This window comes from Isoptericola luteus (assembly GCF_020297055.1).
Taxonomy (GTDB): Bacteria; Actinomycetota; Actinomycetes; order Actinomycetales; family Cellulomonadaceae; genus Isoptericola; species Isoptericola luteus.
This window is the reverse complement of sequence record NZ_JAIXCQ010000002.1, coordinates 402,477-417,063: the sequence shown is the minus strand read 5'-3', so window position 1 is coordinate 417,063 and position 14,587 is coordinate 402,477. Positions and strand designations below refer to the sequence as shown.

General features: G+C 75.8%; 14 protein-coding genes. 4 read left to right on the top strand and 10 right to left on the bottom strand.

Annotation, left to right across the window (positions count from 1 at the left end):
- Positions 1 to 3: 3 nt before the first annotated feature.
- Positions 4 to 1,098 carry a LacI family DNA-binding transcriptional regulator gene (locus LEP48_RS04955; RefSeq protein ID WP_225564461.1) on the bottom strand — a complete coding sequence of 365 codons (1,095 nt, stop codon included), beginning with the start codon at positions 1,096 to 1,098 and terminating at the stop codon, positions 4 to 6.
- A gap of 147 nt (positions 1,099 to 1,245) precedes the next feature.
- Between LEP48_RS04955 and LEP48_RS04950 the strand changes: the two genes are divergently transcribed.
- Positions 1,246 to 2,550 carry an MFS transporter gene (locus tag LEP48_RS04950; protein ID WP_225564460.1) on the top strand — a complete coding sequence of 435 codons (1,305 nt, stop codon included), beginning with the start codon at positions 1,246 to 1,248 and terminating at the stop codon, positions 2,548 to 2,550.
- Complete coding sequence (locus LEP48_RS04945) at positions 2,547 to 3,770, top strand: UDP-N-acetylmuramate dehydrogenase (RefSeq protein ID WP_225564459.1); 1,224 nt, start codon at positions 2,547 to 2,549, stop codon at positions 3,768 to 3,770. The genes LEP48_RS04950 and LEP48_RS04945 overlap by 4 nt, the downstream gene beginning before the upstream one ends.
- Before the next feature lie 118 nt (positions 3,771 to 3,888).
- Here LEP48_RS04945 and LEP48_RS04940 read toward each other — a convergent pair whose 3' ends face one another.
- The 4 genes from LEP48_RS04940 to LEP48_RS04925 form a co-directional block, all read right to left on the bottom strand.
- Positions 3,889 to 4,890 (bottom strand): L,D-transpeptidase family protein, encoded by a 1,002-nt coding sequence (locus LEP48_RS04940; protein WP_225564458.1) that lies wholly within the window; start codon positions 4,888 to 4,890, stop codon positions 3,889 to 3,891.
- A 254-nt stretch (positions 4,891 to 5,144) separates the two neighbouring features.
- Positions 5,145 to 5,444: an SHOCT domain-containing protein gene (locus tag LEP48_RS04935; protein ID WP_225564457.1), complete on the bottom strand. Its 300-nt coding sequence runs from the start codon at positions 5,442 to 5,444 to the stop codon at positions 5,145 to 5,147.
- A gap of 172 nt (positions 5,445 to 5,616) precedes the next feature.
- Positions 5,617 to 6,282: a response regulator gene (locus tag LEP48_RS04930; RefSeq protein WP_225564456.1), complete on the bottom strand. Its 666-nt coding sequence runs from the start codon at positions 6,280 to 6,282 to the stop codon at positions 5,617 to 5,619.
- Complete coding sequence (locus tag LEP48_RS04925; protein ID WP_225564455.1) at positions 6,279 to 7,541, bottom strand: sensor histidine kinase; 1,263 nt, start codon at positions 7,539 to 7,541, stop codon at positions 6,279 to 6,281. The genes LEP48_RS04930 and LEP48_RS04925 overlap by 4 nt, the downstream gene beginning before the upstream one ends.
- A gap of 96 nt (positions 7,542 to 7,637) precedes the next feature.
- On the opposite strand from LEP48_RS04925, the gene LEP48_RS04920 reads away from it, so the two are divergent.
- Both LEP48_RS04920 and LEP48_RS04915 read left to right on the top strand, forming a co-directional pair.
- Entirely contained in the window at positions 7,638 to 8,732 is a 1,095-nt protein-coding gene (locus LEP48_RS04920) for a DNA glycosylase AlkZ-like family protein (protein WP_225564454.1), read from the top strand.
- A gap of 81 nt (positions 8,733 to 8,813) precedes the next feature.
- Positions 8,814 to 10,124, top strand: a complete 1,311-nt coding sequence (locus LEP48_RS04915; RefSeq protein WP_225564453.1) for a phosphotransferase family protein — start codon at positions 8,814 to 8,816, stop codon at positions 10,122 to 10,124.
- An 8-nt stretch (positions 10,125 to 10,132) separates the two neighbouring features.
- On the opposite strand, the gene LEP48_RS04910 is transcribed toward LEP48_RS04915, so the two are convergent.
- The 5 genes from LEP48_RS04910 to LEP48_RS04890 form a co-directional block, all read right to left on the bottom strand.
- Positions 10,133 to 10,765: a hypothetical protein gene (locus tag LEP48_RS04910; RefSeq protein ID WP_225564452.1), complete on the bottom strand. Its 633-nt coding sequence runs from the start codon at positions 10,763 to 10,765 to the stop codon at positions 10,133 to 10,135.
- 98 nt (positions 10,766 to 10,863) lie between these two features.
- Positions 10,864 to 11,520 (bottom strand): response regulator transcription factor, encoded by a 657-nt coding sequence (locus LEP48_RS04905; protein ID WP_225564451.1) that lies wholly within the window; start codon positions 11,518 to 11,520, stop codon positions 10,864 to 10,866.
- Positions 11,517 to 13,019 carry a sensor histidine kinase gene (locus LEP48_RS04900; RefSeq protein WP_225564450.1) on the bottom strand — a complete coding sequence of 501 codons (1,503 nt, stop codon included), beginning with the start codon at positions 13,017 to 13,019 and terminating at the stop codon, positions 11,517 to 11,519. Before LEP48_RS04900 ends, LEP48_RS04905 begins: the two co-directional genes overlap by 4 nt.
- Positions 13,019 to 13,462, bottom strand: coding sequence for a hypothetical protein (locus tag LEP48_RS04895; RefSeq protein WP_225564449.1), 444 nt, complete (start codon positions 13,460 to 13,462; stop codon positions 13,019 to 13,021). Before LEP48_RS04895 ends, LEP48_RS04900 begins: the two co-directional genes overlap by 1 nt.
- 7 nt (positions 13,463 to 13,469) lie before the next feature.
- The gene (locus LEP48_RS04890) at positions 13,470 to 14,546 is read right to left on the bottom strand and encodes an adenosine deaminase (RefSeq protein ID WP_225564448.1); all 1,077 of its coding nucleotides are present in this window, start codon (positions 14,544 to 14,546) and stop codon (positions 13,470 to 13,472) included.
- Positions 14,547 to 14,587: the final 41 nt, after the last annotated feature.

Below are 14,587 nucleotides of genomic sequence, written 5' to 3'. Positions count from 1 at the left end.
GGGTCAGCGCCCGGGCGGCGGGCCCGTCGTCGTCCCGGGCACCAGCTCGACCGGGAGCGTCGTGACCGTCGGTTCGTCGCCGGCCAGCACGCCCAGCACGGCGCGGCCCAGCGCGGCCCCCTTGGCCTGGAGGGGCTGGTGGACGCTGGTGAGCACGTCGGGGGAGAGCCACGGCATGTCGATGCCGTCGAAGCCTGCGATGGACACGTCGGCGGGCACCCGCAGGCCGAGCTCACGGGCCGCGATGACGGCGCCGGCGGCGAGCAGGTCGGAGTGCGCGATGATCGCCGTGGGGCGCTCGCTGGCCGGCACCCAGGTGCCGAGGATCTCGGTCGCGGCGTCCCGGCCGTGCTCGACGAGGGACGCGGGTGTCTCCCACGAAATCACGGGTTCGAGGACGTCGCGGACCCCGGCGAGGCGGTGGCGGGTGGGGGTGCGGTCGGCCTGCGCGAGGCGCTCGGTGTCGATGGGGCCCGATCGCTCGGTGTTGCCGAGCGGCAGCGTGATCTCGGCGACGCGGGTGTGCCCGAGGTCGCTCAGGTGGCGTACGGCCTGGGCCGTGCCCTGCCGGTCGTCGAGCGCGACCAGCGGCGCTCCGGGCACCTCTCTGCCCTCGCCGATGACGACGGGGACGCCGCGCCGCTGCAGGGCCGCGAGCGTCGGGTCCTCCCCCAGCGCGCCCCAGACGAGGACCCCGACGTCCATGGCCGCCGTCTCCAGCAGCGGGTCGATCGTGGGCGGCGCGCCGTCCGTGCCCCTGCCCTGGACCCCCGGGATGAGCAGGACGCCGAGGCCCTGGGTGCCGAGCACGTCGACGAGCCCGTCGAGCACCTTGACCGCGACCGGGTCGCGGAACGCGCGGCCAGGCTGGTCCCCGATGACGACGCCGACGATGCCGGAGCGGCCGGAGCGCAGCTGTCGGCCCAGCGGGTTCGGGCCGGAGTAGCCGAGCTGCTCCGCGGCGGCCAGCACCTTGTCCCGGGTCTCCGCGGTGATGGGGCCGGCCCCGGAGAAGGCGAGGGACGCCGTCGACACCGAGACCCCCGCGAGCTCCGCGACCCGGGCGAGGGTCGGTTTGCTGCCTGGGTGGCGAGCCATCAGGCTCTCCTTCCGGTCGGCGTGGCCCCGTCGGCCGTCGTCGGGGCGTCAGCCTACCGTCGGGTCGGAGCGGCCGCTCGAATCGATGTGACGAATCGATTCGATCCAGGACTTGACTCGACGTCGCGCAGGCCCGACCGTCATGGGGTGAGCACCGCACCCACGCCGCCGTCGCGGCCCGTCACCTCTCCGCCGCGCCACGCCGTCCGTGCGGCCTGGGCCGTCTTCGCGGTCTTCGTCGTCGCCGGTGTGGGCATGTCGACGTGGGCCTCGCGCATCCCCGCCGTCCGCGACGGGCTCGCCTTCACCGAGTCGCAGATGGGCGTGCTGCTGCTCACGGGCGCGATCGGGTCGCTGATAGCGCTGCCGCTGTCGGGGATGATCGCGTCGCGTCTCGGCGCCGCCGCCACCTGCGTCTCGTTCGCCGCCCTCAGTGTCGTGGGCTTCGCCGTGGCCACGCTCGCGGTGGGCCAGGACCTCCCGGTGCTCGTGCGCGTCGGGCTCTTCCTCGGTGGCATGGGCGTGGGCGTCTGGGACGCCGCCATGAACCTGGAGGGTGCCGTCGTCGAGCAGCGCCTGGGCCGGTCGATCATGCCGCGCTTCCACGCCGGGTTCTCGCTCGGCACGGTCGCCGGGGCAGGCCTCGGCGCGCTCGCCGCACACGTCGGGCTGTCCCTGCCGGGCCACGTCATCACGGTGATGGTCGTCGATCTCGTCGTCGTCGTCCTGGCCGTCCGGTTCTTCGAGCCGACACCGCACGCCGGCGGCCGCCAGGGCGAGCTCGCGGGCGTCGCCGTCGGCGTGGGGGAGGACCCGTCGACGGCGGTGGAGCCGCCCAGCGGTCACTCCGCGCGCGAGACGCTCGCCGCCTGGCGCGAGTCGCGGACCCTGCTCGTCGGGCTGGTCGTGCTGGCCGCGGCGCTCACGGAGGGCGCCGCGAACGACTGGGTGAGCCTCGCCGTCGTCGACGGCTTCGGGGCCGCGAACGCCGCCGGGGCCGTGGCGCTCGCGGTGTTCCTGACGGCCATGACGGTCACCCGGCTGGCCGGCACGGCACTCATCGACCGGCTCGGCCGCGTCCGGGTGCTGCGCCTGTCCGGTGTGGCGGCCCTCGTCGGGGTCGGGATCTTCGCCCTCGTGCCGGTCCTGTGGGTCTCCGTCGTCGGCGTCGCCATCTGGGGCGCCGGGGCGGCACTCGGGTTCCCCCTGGGCATGTCGGCGGCGTCCGACGACCCGGCCAAGGCCGCCGTGCGGGTCTCCGTCGTCTCGACCATCGGGTACTCCGCGTTCTTCGTCGGCCCCGCGCTCATCGGCTTCCTCGCCGAGCACACCGGGTACCGGGACGCGCTGCTCGTGCTGGCGCTGCCCGTGGCCGTCGGGCTGCTGGTGGCGGGGGCCGCGCGCCCCCTGACGACCGCGGCCGGGCAGCGGACGTCTACCCTGGAGGAATGAGCTCGCACGCGCCCAGCACCCCTGCAGACCTCGCGCCGTCCCCCGTGGGGGGCCTCGACGTGCCCTCCCTGGCGGAGCTCACGACGCTGCGCGTGGGCGGGCCGGTCGGCGCCTATGTCGAGGCCGGGACGGAGGCAGAGCTCATCGACGCCGTCCGCGGCGCGGACGACGCCGGGCTGCCCCTGCTGGTGATCGGCGGCGGTTCGAACCTCCTCGTCGCGGACGAGGGATTCGCCGGCGTCGTCGTGCGCGACGTGCGCCAGGGCCTGGACGCCGACCTCACCGACTCCTGCGGCACCGACGGCGCGTGCGGCGGGGCGAGCGTCACGCTGCCCTCCGGCCAGGACTGGGACGGCTTCGTGGCCGAGGCCGTCGCGAACGAGTGGGTCGGCGTCGAGGCGCTGTCCGGCATCCCCGGCACGGTGGGCGCGGCGCCGGTGCAGAACATCGGCGCGTACGGGCAGGAGGTCTCCGGCGTCGTCGCGGCGGTGCGCACCTGGGACCGCGCCACGAGCTCCCGGCGCACGTTCCCCCTCAGCGAGCTGGGGTTCGGCTACCGCACGTCCCTGCTCAAGCGGACCATGCGTTCCGGCGGCGGCGAGGGCGCGCCCTGGTACCCGACGCCCCGGTACGTCGTGCTCGAGGTGCTCCTGCAGCTGCGGCTGGGCAACCGCTCCGCACCCGTCGGGTACGCCGAGCTCGCGCGGCGCCTCGGCGTCGAGGTGGGCAGCCGTGCGCCGTCGGACGAGGTGCGCGAGGCCGTGCTCGAGCTGCGCGGCGGCAAGGGCATGCTGCTCGACGGCGTCGGGGGCGCGGCGGCCCCCGACCACGACCGGTGGTCCGCCGGGTCGTTCTTCACCAACCCGGTGCTGCCCGCGGACGCCGCGGCGAGCCTGCCCTCCGGCGCGCCCCGGTTCCCCGTGCGCTCGGCCACCCCGCAGACCACGACCGGGCCGAGCCTCGGCGTCGTCGACGAGTCGCTGGTCAAGACGAGCGCGGCCTGGCTCATCGAGAACGCCGGGTTCGGCAAGGGCTTCGGGCTCGCGGGCGAGCACAGCCCGGCGCGCCTGTCGACGCGGCACACGCTGGCGCTGACCAACCGCGGCGGCGCGACGGCGGCCGACCTGGTCGCGCTCGCGCGCGCCGTCCGCGACGGCGTCCTGGACGCCTTCGGCATCGAGCTGGAGCCCGAGCCCGTCCTGGTCGGCACCGCCCTCTGATCGTTGTGGGCGGGGGGGGGGGGGGGCGGGGGGGGGGGGGGGGGGGGGGGGGGGTTGGGCCCCCCGGGGCCCCCCGGGGGGCCCCCCCCCCCCCGCTCACAACGATCAGAGGGCGGCGTCAGTAGAGGATGACGGGGGTGCCCTTGGGCAGCCCCCAGGTGTCCCAGAGCCAGTTCATCGCGGCGTTCGACACCCGCACGCAGCCGTGCGACGCGGGGTGGGGCGGGATCGACCCCGACCCGTGCACCGCGTAGCCGCCCACGAAGTACTTGGGGCGGTACATCGAGCCGAGCTCGAGCGTCGACTCGTGCATGCCGTTGCGCTCCATGTAGACGGCGTACGAGCCTCGGGGCGTCGACGCGCGGTAGGTGCGTCCCTTCGCCTCGTAGGACTCGCCGTTGCCCGACGACGCGTTGATGATGCGCGTGACCTTGCCGTCCTCGACCGCCATCAGCAGCTGACGGTCGATGTCGATCTCGATCGCCTTGCCCGACGACGTCTTCGCGGACGGGCGCACGCCCCGGTCCAGCGCGTCCTGCGTCTTGGGCCCGACGACGCCGTCGCGGTACTGCCCGGCCGCCTTCTGCAGCGCCCAGACCGCCTGCTGCGTCGCGGGGCCGAAGCTGCCGTCCGCGTCCTGGAGGAAGTACCCGAGCTCCTGCAGCCGCTCCTGCAACGCGGTGACCCGCTTGCCCGAGTCGCCGTACTCGAGCATCCGGTCGCGCTCCTCGGCGGCCTTCTTCTCCGCCGCCTCCTTCTCGGCCGCCTTCGCCGCCGCGGCTTCCTCGGCGGCCTCCTTCTCGGCGGCCTTCTCGGCCTTCTTCTCCTCGGCCGCCTCCTGCTCCGCGGCCTTCGCGGCGGCCTCCACCTGGGCCGCCTTCTTCTCGGCGCGGTCCTTCTGGGCGCGGTCCTGCGCGGCGTCGTCCACCCCCGCGGCGGCGGTCGCGGAGCCGGGCGACGCGGACCGGCCCGGGGACGAGGCCGCCGGCGCCGCCCCGGGCTCGAGATCGTGGGCCGGGGCGCACCCGGCGAGGAGCAGCGCACCCACCGTCGCGAGCGCGACGAGCGCGCCACGGAACGAGGGTGCGTGCCCTCCCCCAGAATGCTGAACCGTGCGCATGTTGTCCCCTCTACGCCCAGAGCCGGCGTCGTCCTGCGCACGACGGCGCGATCTCGGACTCCTAAGGTGCACTGGGCCGGCGCGACCCGCGAGCCCGCCGCACGGCTCGCTCCCGGATCGTCATCGTGTTGTGACCTGTCACCTGCCCTGACGCTCGACGGGCCCGGAACGATGGGGTGAAGATCACAGCCCGCGCACCGCGACCCCGGCCGCCGTCGGACGACGGCCGGGGTCGCGGCGGGGACGCGCAGCGCTCAGCGACGGTCCTCGCGCAGCACGGTGAGGCGGTGGCGGTACTCGGCCTCGTCGATCTCCCCGCGGGCGTACCGCTCGCCGAGCACGTCGACGCCGCCGGCCCCTGCGCGGGCCCACGGAGGTCCGTGCCGGCGGGCGCGGCGCGCGACGAGGACGACGACCGCGGCGAACAGCAGGAACCACAGGATCGGGAAGACGATCCACCAGCTGGGCCCGCCGCCGGCCGCCCAGCCGGCGGGGTGCGCGGCGACGGCCGGGAGGGCCGTCGAGGCGGAGAAGGCAGTGACGGTCGCGAACATCTCGGACTCCTTGTGCGGTGGCCCGCCCGGTGCGGGCCGCTGCGTCCACCGTCCCGCCCGCCGGGGCGGGCGTCGTCCTCCCGTCGTACCGACCCGCGTCGTCCCGGGGTGCTGTCCCACCCCGCGGCTCCACCCCGCCGCCCCTCGTCGCTCGGCGGGGAGGAGGTGCGGGTCAGGCGGTCCAGCCGGGGCGGACGACGCCCGCCTCGTATGCCGTCACCACCAGCTGCGCCCGGTCCCGCGCGCCGAGCTTGGCCATGACTCGCGACACGTGCGTCTTGACCGTGGACTCGGAGAGGTACAGGCTCCGGGCGATCTCGTCGTTGGACAGCCCGCCGGCGACGGCGACGAGCACCTCGCGCTCGCGGGCGGTGAGGTCGTCGAGGCCGCGCGGTGGAGCGACGTCGCGGGTCGCGTCGGCCACCCGGGCCAGCAGCCGTCGCGTCACGGTGGGGGAGAGCAGCGCGTCGCCGGCGGCCGCGACCCGCACCGCGCGGACGAGGTCGGCCGGTTCCGTGTCCTTGACGAGGAACCCCGACGCGCCGCCGCGGATCGCCTGCGCCACGTACTCGTCGAGCTCGAACGTCGTCACCACGACGACGTGCACCCCGCCCGCGCGCGGGTCGGCGACGACGCGGCGGGTGGCCTCCAGCCCGTCGAGCCCGGGCATCCGCACGTCCATGAGCACGACGTCGGGCAGGTGCTCCAGGGCGAGCCGGACGGCGTCCGTGCCGGTGGCGGCCTCGGCCACGACCTCGATGTCGTCCTCCGCGTCGAGCAGCGCGCGGAACCCGCCGCGCACGAGCGCCTGGTCGTCGGCCAGCAGCACGCGGATCACGGCGTCCCTCCGTCCTGGGCAGGGCGGTCGAGCTCCGGTCCGTCGGCGGCAGGGCGCCGGTGCGGCGCGACGGCGGGCACGGCCGCCGCGACGACGAACCCGTCACCCGCCGCGCCCTGCCCCGGACCGGCGTCGAGCCGGCCGGCGGCACCCTCGACCCGCTCGCGCATGCCTCGCAGCCCGTAGCCGGGCGTCGGCTCGTCACCGTCCGCCGCCCCGCCGTCGTCGGACACGACGGCGTGCAGCGTGCCGTCGTCGTGCCGTACGGACACCACGACGCGGCGTGCGGCGGGGGCGTGCCGGCCCACGTTGGTCAGCGCCTCCTGCACCACGCGGTACGCGATGCCCGCCACGTGCGGGGGCAGCGCGCCCTCGGGCTCGAGCGCGGGGTCGACGTCGAAGCTCACGTCGACTCCCCGCGCGCGCAGCGGCTCGGCCAGGTGCGGCAGCGCCGCGAGGTTCCAGGTCGGCGCGCGGGGCTCGCGCTCCGGCCCGGCCCCGTCCGCCGCGTCCTCGCCGCGCACGACGCCGAGCACGGACCGCACCTCGTCGAGGGCGTCCCGGCTGGTGGACTTGATCGCGGCGAGCGCCGACCGCGCCTGCCCGGGGTCCCGGTCGAGCAGGTGCAGCCCGACGCCGGCCTGCACGTTGATCGCGGACAGCGAGTGCGCCAGGACGTCGTGGAGCTCGCGTGCGATGCGCAGCCGCTCCGTGGCGACCGCGGTGCGCTCCCGCTCGTCGCGGGCCGCGCGGGCCGCCGCCGCGCGGGCGGCGCGCTCGCGCGCGGCACCCGCCACGAGGAGCGCGACGGCGCTCCACGCCGCGCCGGCGAGCAGCCCGGCGGGGCGGGGGCCGTCGTCGCGCAGCGCCGCGAACCCCCACACCACCCCCCAGTACAGGGCGGCGCCGGACCAGGCGACGACGCGCGCCCGGCGCGCGTCGCCGGTGAGCATCACCGTCACGAGCACCCCGACCGCACCCGCGAGGGCGGGCCCCCACGCGTAGCCGAGGCCGACGTAGGCGCCGACGGCGGCGACGGCGGCCAGGACGGCGACCGCGGGCGGCCGGGGGTTGAGCACGACGAGCGTCGGCCCGGCCAGCGCCAGGGCCAGGCCGAGGGCGTCCAGGGGGCGGGCGCCGACCTGCCAGTGCGACGCGCCGATGGTGCCCACCACGACCGCCACCGCCAGGGCCACCCCGAGGAACACCCGGGGGCGACGCCGGTCCAGGGGGCCTGCGTCGGGGGTGGGGGCGTCCATGCCCGGCACGCTACGCCGGGCCCGGGCGGCGCGCGTCCGCCCGTGGTGCCACCCCGGACGGTACCGGTGTCGTACCCTGCGCCTAGCGTCGACGGGGTGAGCACCGCCCCGCTCCGGCTGACCCGCGCGCAGGCGCGCCGCCTCGCGGTGCGTGCGCAGCTCCTTGACGGCGAACGGCCCACCGACCTGCTCGCCGTCACCGGGCACCTCACGTACCTGCCGATGGACCCGACGGCGGCGGTGGCGCCGTCGGTGGACCTCGTGCCGTGGTCACGCATGGGGCGGGCGCACTGGGTGGGTGCGGCCGCCGACGCGCTCGCGGACCGCATGCTGTTCCAGCTCCAGGGCACGGCGCGCTCGACGGACGACCTGCCCCTGTACCTGGCCGAGATGGCGCACCGGGCCGAGCACGACTGGCGCGGTGGCTGGGTGCGTGACAACGCGACCTTCCGTGACGACGTCCTCGAGCTGCTCGGTGAGCAGGGGCCGCTGACGTCCAGGGAGGTCCCGGACACGAGCGTGCGGCCGTGGCAGTCGAGCGGCTGGACGGGGCACCGGAACGTCAGCCAGATGCTCGAGCTGCTCTGCCTGTACGGCGATGTAGCGGTCGCGGGCCGGCGCGGGCGAGAGAAGCTGTGGGACCTGGCGGAGCGCGTCTACCCCGACGTCGAGCCGGTGCCCTACGCCGAGTCGCTGGCCGAGCGGGCCGCACGGCGGCTCCACGCGCTGGGGTTGTCGAGGGCGCGGATCCCGGGGGTGCCCGGCGACGCCGACTACGTCACGATGACGGGGGTCGAGGTGGAGGTCGAGGGTGCGGAGGGCGTCTGGCAGGCAGACCCGCAGGCGCTGGACGGACTCGGTGCCCCCTTCGAGCCCCGCACCGCGATCCTGTCGCCGTTCGACGGGCTCGTCACCGACCGGGAGCGACTGCTTCAGGTCTTCGACTTCGAGTACCTCCTGGAGATGTACAAGCCCGCGGCGAAGCGGCGGTGGGGGTACTTCGCGCTGCCGGTGCTGCACGGCGAGGCGTTCGTGGGCAAGGTCGACGCGAAGGTCGACCGCCGGGCGGGCGTGCTGCACGTGCACGCGATCCACGAGGACGTGCCCTTCGCGCCGGAGGTCACGGACGCGGTCACCCAGGAGCTGGACCTCCTGGCGCGGTGGCTCGGGCTCGCGGAGGCGACCGTCTGACGACCCGGGAGGCCCGGGCAGATGAGAGGACTCTCATCCGGTCCTCATGCGGGGCTCGTCGCCGGACGATGGGGTCGGGGCATGCCCGCCGCACCCCCCGCCCCGTCGCGCGTCGCGCCCTCGGACCACGCCGCCTGGCGTGACGTGCTCACCGGAGACGGAGCGGGCGACCTGCTCGCGGCGGCGCTCGCGGCCGACGGCGCACGCCTGGAGTCGTGGGCGGTGCACCAGGTGCACGCCCGCCCGGGCGCGGAGACGACGGTCGCGTACGACGTCGTCGCGAGCCGTGGCGGGCGCACCGCTTCCGAGCACCTCTTCGCCACGAGCGCGGCCGCGAGGTCGCTCGGCCCGGCGGTCCGCGCCGGCACGCTGGAGCAGGGCGTGGTCCGCCTCGACGGGGACGGCCGGACCGTGCACGTGTGGCGGCACCCGCACGACCCCGCGCTGCCGGGCCTGGCGGCCGGGAGCACCCCGTTCGCGGTGGCGCAACGGCTTCGTGCCCTCGACCCGGCGGTCGAGGTCGAGCACCTCGAGACGGTCACGTACCGTCCGCTGCGCCGGGCGGTGCTCCGGGCGCGGACCCGGGGCAGCGGTGACCCGGCCACCGTGTACGTCAAGGTCGTGCGGCCGTCGAAGGTGCAGGACCTCGTGCGCCGGCACGCCCTCTTCGCCGGCGCAGGGCTGCGCGGCGCGGCCACCGCGCCCGCCGTGCTCGCGTGGTCGGACGACGGTGTCGTCCTGCTCGCCGAGGCCGACGGCCCCTCGGTCGCGGACCACCTGGCGTCCGTGCCCGCGGCCCGGCGGGCCACGGCCGTCGACCCGGCCGAGATCCTGCGCGTCACCGCCGAGCTGCCGCGCGACGGCGTCGACCTGCCCCGGCGGCCCGGCTGGGCGGACCGCCTGGACGAGTACGTCGCGGCCCTGCCGGGTGTGCACCCGGTCGACCCCGCCCGTCTGGCCGCGCTCGCCGCCCGGGTGGGCCGGGTCGTGGCGGCGCGCGGGCTGGGCCCGACCGTGACGACCCACGGCGACCTCCACGCGGCCAACCTGCTGCTGATCCCGGGCACGAGCCGTGTCGGCTCCGTGCTCGACGTCGACACCCTCGGGCCGGGGCACCGTGTCGACGACCTCGCGTGCGCCGTCGGGCACCTGGCCGTGCTGCCCTCGCTCAGCCCGGGAGCGTACGACGGCGCCGAGCACCTGCTCGAGGCGTGGCTGGTCGCGTTCGGCAGGGTCGTGGACCCTGCGGTGCTGCGGGCCCGGGCGGCGGCGGTCGTCGTCTCGCTCGCCGTCGGCGCCGCGGACCACGAGCTCGCCGCGACGTGGGTGTCGCTCGCGGAGGAGCTCGCGTCCGGCGGGCCCGTCGCCGGGCGCAGGACCGGCCGTTCCTGAGAAACCTCTCACCAACACCTCCTGGTGGTCTCACGGACGACTCGCAGACTCAGATTCATCAAGGGCGGAGAGACCTCCGCCCGGCCCCCGGTGCGGACGACTGCCCGCACCCGACCGAAGGAGCAGATCATGAAGGCACGCAGCACCTGGATCGTCACCGGAGCGCTCGGTGCGGTCGGTCTCGGCGCGAGCTTCGCGGCCGCCCAGGGCACCTTCGCCGCACCGGACGACGACGTGATCGACTCCGCGGTCACGGTGGGCCAGACGGCCGAGGGCACGGACGCCGCGGTCGCGCCGAGCGCGTCGCCGTCGCCGACGGACGTGCAGAACGGCACGTCGATCACCACGGTGACGCCGGGGTCTGCTGCGAGCCCGGGGACGGCCCCCACGACGCAGAGCGCGAACTCGCCGGCGAGCCCGGTCTCCGCGACGTCGGCGGTCACCCCGGTCTCGACGGCGTCGGCGAAGTCCCCGGTCTCCGCGAAGTCCCCGGTCTCCGCGAAGTCCCCGGTCTCCGCGAAGTCGCCGGTGTCGGCGAAGTCGCCGGTGTCGGCGAAGAGCCCGGTCTCCCCGACGTCGGCGAAGTCTCCCGTCTCCGCCGAGTCGACGGACTGACCCGGCGCCAGGCGCGCACCGACCAAGGACGTCGAGGCGGCCCGCCCCGCGGGGCGGGCCGCCCCTCGGCGTCCAGGCCAGACCGGACCGCCCCACCGAGGCTCACCCGGCAACGGCGCCGGGGTCAGGCCAGCCGGTAGCCCATGCCGCGCACGGTGACGAACCGCTCGGCGCCGAGCTTGTTGCGCAGGTAGCGCACGTAGACGTCGACGACGTTCGACCCGGGGTCGAAGTCGTACCCCCAGACCCGGGACAGCAGCTGCTCGCGGCTGAGCACCTGGCCGGGGTTGCGCAGGAACGCCTCCGCGAGCGCGAACTCCCGGGCGGACAGGTCGACCTCGGTCCCGCTCGCGGTGGCGCGGCGGGTGCGCAGGTTGAGGCTCAGGTCGCCGTGGCTGAGCACGGTCACCTCGCCGGCAGGCTCGGACCGCAGGCGCAGCCGGATGCGGGCGAGCAGCTCCTCGAACCGGAACGGCTTGGGCATGTAGTCGTCGGCCCCGCCCTCCAGCCCGGCGACGGTGTCGGTCACCGACGTCCGCGCGGTGAGGATGATGACGGGCATCGTCACCTTCGCCTCGCGCAGCCGGCGCAGCACGGTGAAACCGTCCTGGTCGGGCAGGCCCAGGTCGAGCACGAGCAAGTCGAACTCCCCGCTGCTCGCCAGGTCGAACGCCTCGCGCCCCGTGGCGACGGTGGTGCTCGCGTAGCCGGCGGAGCGCAGGCCCTTGGCGATGAACGAGGCGATGCGGGTCTCGTCCTCGGCGACGAGGATCTGGCTCACGGGGCGGTCCTTTCCACGGTGCCGGTGGGGGAGGGGTCGGCGTCGGGCACGGGCAGCACGGGGACGACCACGCTGAAGGTCGACCCCTGCCCGACGACGGAGTCGACGGTGACCTCGCCGCCGTGCGCCTCGGCGATCGCCGAGACGATGGTGAGGCCGAGGCCCGCGCCGTCACGACGTTCGCCGGTCTGCCGGCCGCGGGAGAACCGCTCGAAGATCGAGCCGATCTCGTCCTCGGGGATGCCGACGCCCTCGTCGCGCACCCACAGGCGCACCCGTGCACCGTCGGGCGTGGTGCGCGAGCCGATGGCGATGGTGCTGGCATCGCCCGAGAACTTCACGGCGTTCGCCGCGAGCTGCATCCAGGCCTGCGTGAGCCGCTGCGCGTCCGCCATGGTGCGGGCGTCGGTGCGGGCGTCGACGAGCCAGGTGCGGTGGCCCAGCGGGCGCACCTTGTCGAACATGTCGTCGGTGAGGCGGCCGAGGTCGACCGGCGCGAGGCGGACGAAGTCAGGCTGGTCGGCCGTGGCCAGGGTGACGAGGTCGTCGACGATCCGGTGCATCCGGTCGAGCTCGTCCAGCGCGATCCCGCGGGTCTCGGCCGCGTCCGCCGGGTCGTGCGGGTCCATGAGCTCGAGGTGCCCCCGGACGACGGTCAGGGGGGTGCGCAGCTCGTGGCCGACGTCGTCGAGGAGTCGCCGCTGCGCCTCGAAGGACCCCTCCAGGCGCCCGAGCATGGCGTTCACCGTGCCCGAGAGGTGTGTCAGGTCGTCGTTGCCCGTCTCGGGGATGCGCGCGGACAGGTCGGTGTCGCTGATGCGCTGCGCGGTGGTCGCGAGGGTGCGGATGGGGCGCAGCAGCCGGCCGGCGAGGAGCCAGCCGACGACGCCGGCGAAGCCGAGGGCGCCCAGCGCGACGAGCGCGTAGACGCGGAACACCCGCTGGGTCTCCGCGTGCTCCGCGACCCGGTCGTAGGCCAGCACGAGCGCGGCGGGCTCGTCGGCCGGGACGCCGCCGCCCTGCGGGAGTGCCGCCACGGGGGCGATGAGAGCCCGGTAGTGGGTGGTCGGCGTCTGGATCGAGCGGAGCATCACGTGGTCGGAGGTCAGCAGGGGCGTCACGGCCTCGACGAACGCGGCGTCGTCCTCCAGGTGCAGCTCCACCGCCTGCTGGGTGACGAGCGGGCTGCGCCCGGACCGCAGGCCGAGCACGCCCTCGTGGTCCGCGGGGACGTCGAGCTGGATCATCGCCACGACCACCTCGTCCGCGGACGAGAAGGGATCACCGGTGACGGGGTTGACGCCGGAGGCGGCGAGGGTGCGCAGCTCGTCCGCGGACTCGCTGAGGTCGGCGTCGATCCGCTCGTCGATCTGACCGTAGGTCAGCAGGAATGCGGTGGCACCGGAGAACGCCAGGGCGAGCGCGGTCAGAGCCAGGAGCGCGGCCAGGATGCGCGTGCGGACCGTGAGCCCGCGGCGCGGGCCCCCTGCTCGGACCATCAGTCGTCGTCCCCGTCCTCGTCGGCGTCCTCGTCGGCGTCCTCGTCGGCGTCCTCGTCGGCGTCCTCGTCGGCGTCCTCGTCGGCACCGTCGTCGTCGTCGGCGCCGTCGTCGCTCCCGTCATCATCATCGTCGTCCTCGGACGACGGCGGGACCGGAGGGACGGTGGCGCGCGACGTCTCGGTCGCCGGCTCCGGGGACGACCTGTCGTCGGGCGATGCCGACGGCGATGCCGACGGCGATGCCGACGACGGTTCCGGCGAGACCTGGCCGGTCCCGGACGGCAGGCCGGGGAGCGGGGAGGGGGAGACCACGACCGGACCGCCCACGTTGACCTCGTCCGGCGGGCTCATGGTGCTCGCGGCGACGGCCCACACCACGACCAGGGTCAGGACGATCCCGATCACCCACGGCAGGAGCCGGCGGACCACCTGAACAGCCATGCGTCGATCATCGCGCGGGCGGATGAGACGCAGATGAGAGCGGCGGGGCGTCGCCCGCGCCCCCGTCGGGCGACGCGAGCCACGCGTCGACGCCGGCCAGGAGCCGCGCCCTGGTGCCGGACGAGGCGCGGCTCGCCTCGATGGAGGAGCGCGCGAGCGCGGCCAGCTCGGCATCGGTGAAGCCGTGCACGGTGCGGGCCGCCTCGTACTGGGCCCCGAGCCGGGAGCCGAACAACAGGGGGTCGTCCGCGCCGAGCGCCACCCGGGCGCCGGCGTCGACCAGCCGCCGCAGGGGCACGGCCTCGAGATCGGGGTACACGCCGAGCCCCACGTTGGACGAGGGGCAGACCTCGAGCGCGACCCCCGCCGCGACCAGCTCGTCGAGCAGCGCGGGGTCCTCGCCCGCGCGCACGCCGTGGCCGAGCCGCTCGGGGGCCAGCGCCGACACGACCTGCCGCACGTGGTCCGGCCCCAGCAGCTCACCGCCGTGCGGCACGGACGCCAGGCCGGCGCGCCGGGCGATGCGGAACGCCGCGGCGAACTCCTCGGTGTCCCCGCGGCGTTCGTCGTTGCTCAGCCCGAAGCCGACGACCTCGCCCGGCCCCTGCCCGGCGTAGCGGGCGGACAGGCGGGCCAGGGTGCGCGCGTCCAGCGGGTGCCGCATGCGTGACGCCGCGACGACCACCGCCACCTCGGTGCCGTGCGCGGCGCTCGCGACCCGTGCGGCGTCGAGCACGATCTCGACCGCCGGGGTGATCCCGCCCACGAACGGGGCGTACGACGTCGGGTCCACCTGGATCTCGAGGCGTCCGGAGCCCTCGGCGGCGTCGTCGGCCGCGGCCTCGTCGACCAGGCGCCGCATGTCCGCCTCGGACCGCACGCAGGCGCGGGCCGCGTCGTAGAGCCGCTGGAACCGGAACCAGCCGCGCTCGTCGGCAGGGACCCGCAGCGGGTCGCCGTCGAGCAGGACCGACGGCAGGCGCAGGCCGTGGCCCGTCGCCATGTCCTGCAGGGTCGACGTCCGCATCGACCCCGTGAAGTGCAGGTGCAGGTGGGCCTTGGGGAGCTTCGCCAGGTCGCGCACGGGGGCAGTCTCTCAGTCACGCGCGTCCGGCGCCGGGGGTC

Coding starts and splice junctions, on each gene's coding strand:
- LEP48_RS04955 (WP_225564461.1), bottom strand. CDS start 1,098: ATGGCTCGCCACCCAGGCAGCAAACCGACCCTCGCCCGGGTCGCGGAG.
- LEP48_RS04945 (WP_225564459.1), top strand. CDS start 2,547: ATGAGCTCGCACGCGCCCAGCACCCCTGCAGACCTCGCGCCGTCCCCC.
- LEP48_RS04940 (WP_225564458.1), bottom strand. CDS start 4,890: ATGCGCACGGTTCAGCATTCTGGGGGAGGGCACGCACCCTCGTTCCGT.
- LEP48_RS04935 (WP_225564457.1), bottom strand. CDS start 5,444: ATGTTCGCGACCGTCACTGCCTTCTCCGCCTCGACGGCCCTCCCGGCC.
- LEP48_RS04925 (WP_225564455.1), bottom strand. CDS start 7,541: ATGGACGCCCCCACCCCCGACGCAGGCCCCCTGGACCGGCGTCGCCCC.
- LEP48_RS04915 (WP_225564453.1), top strand. CDS start 8,814: ATGCCCGCCGCACCCCCCGCCCCGTCGCGCGTCGCGCCCTCGGACCAC.
- LEP48_RS04900 (WP_225564450.1), bottom strand. CDS start 13,019: ATGGTCCGAGCAGGGGGCCCGCGCCGCGGGCTCACGGTCCGCACGCGC.
- LEP48_RS04895 (WP_225564449.1), bottom strand. CDS start 13,462: ATGGCTGTTCAGGTGGTCCGCCGGCTCCTGCCGTGGGTGATCGGGATC.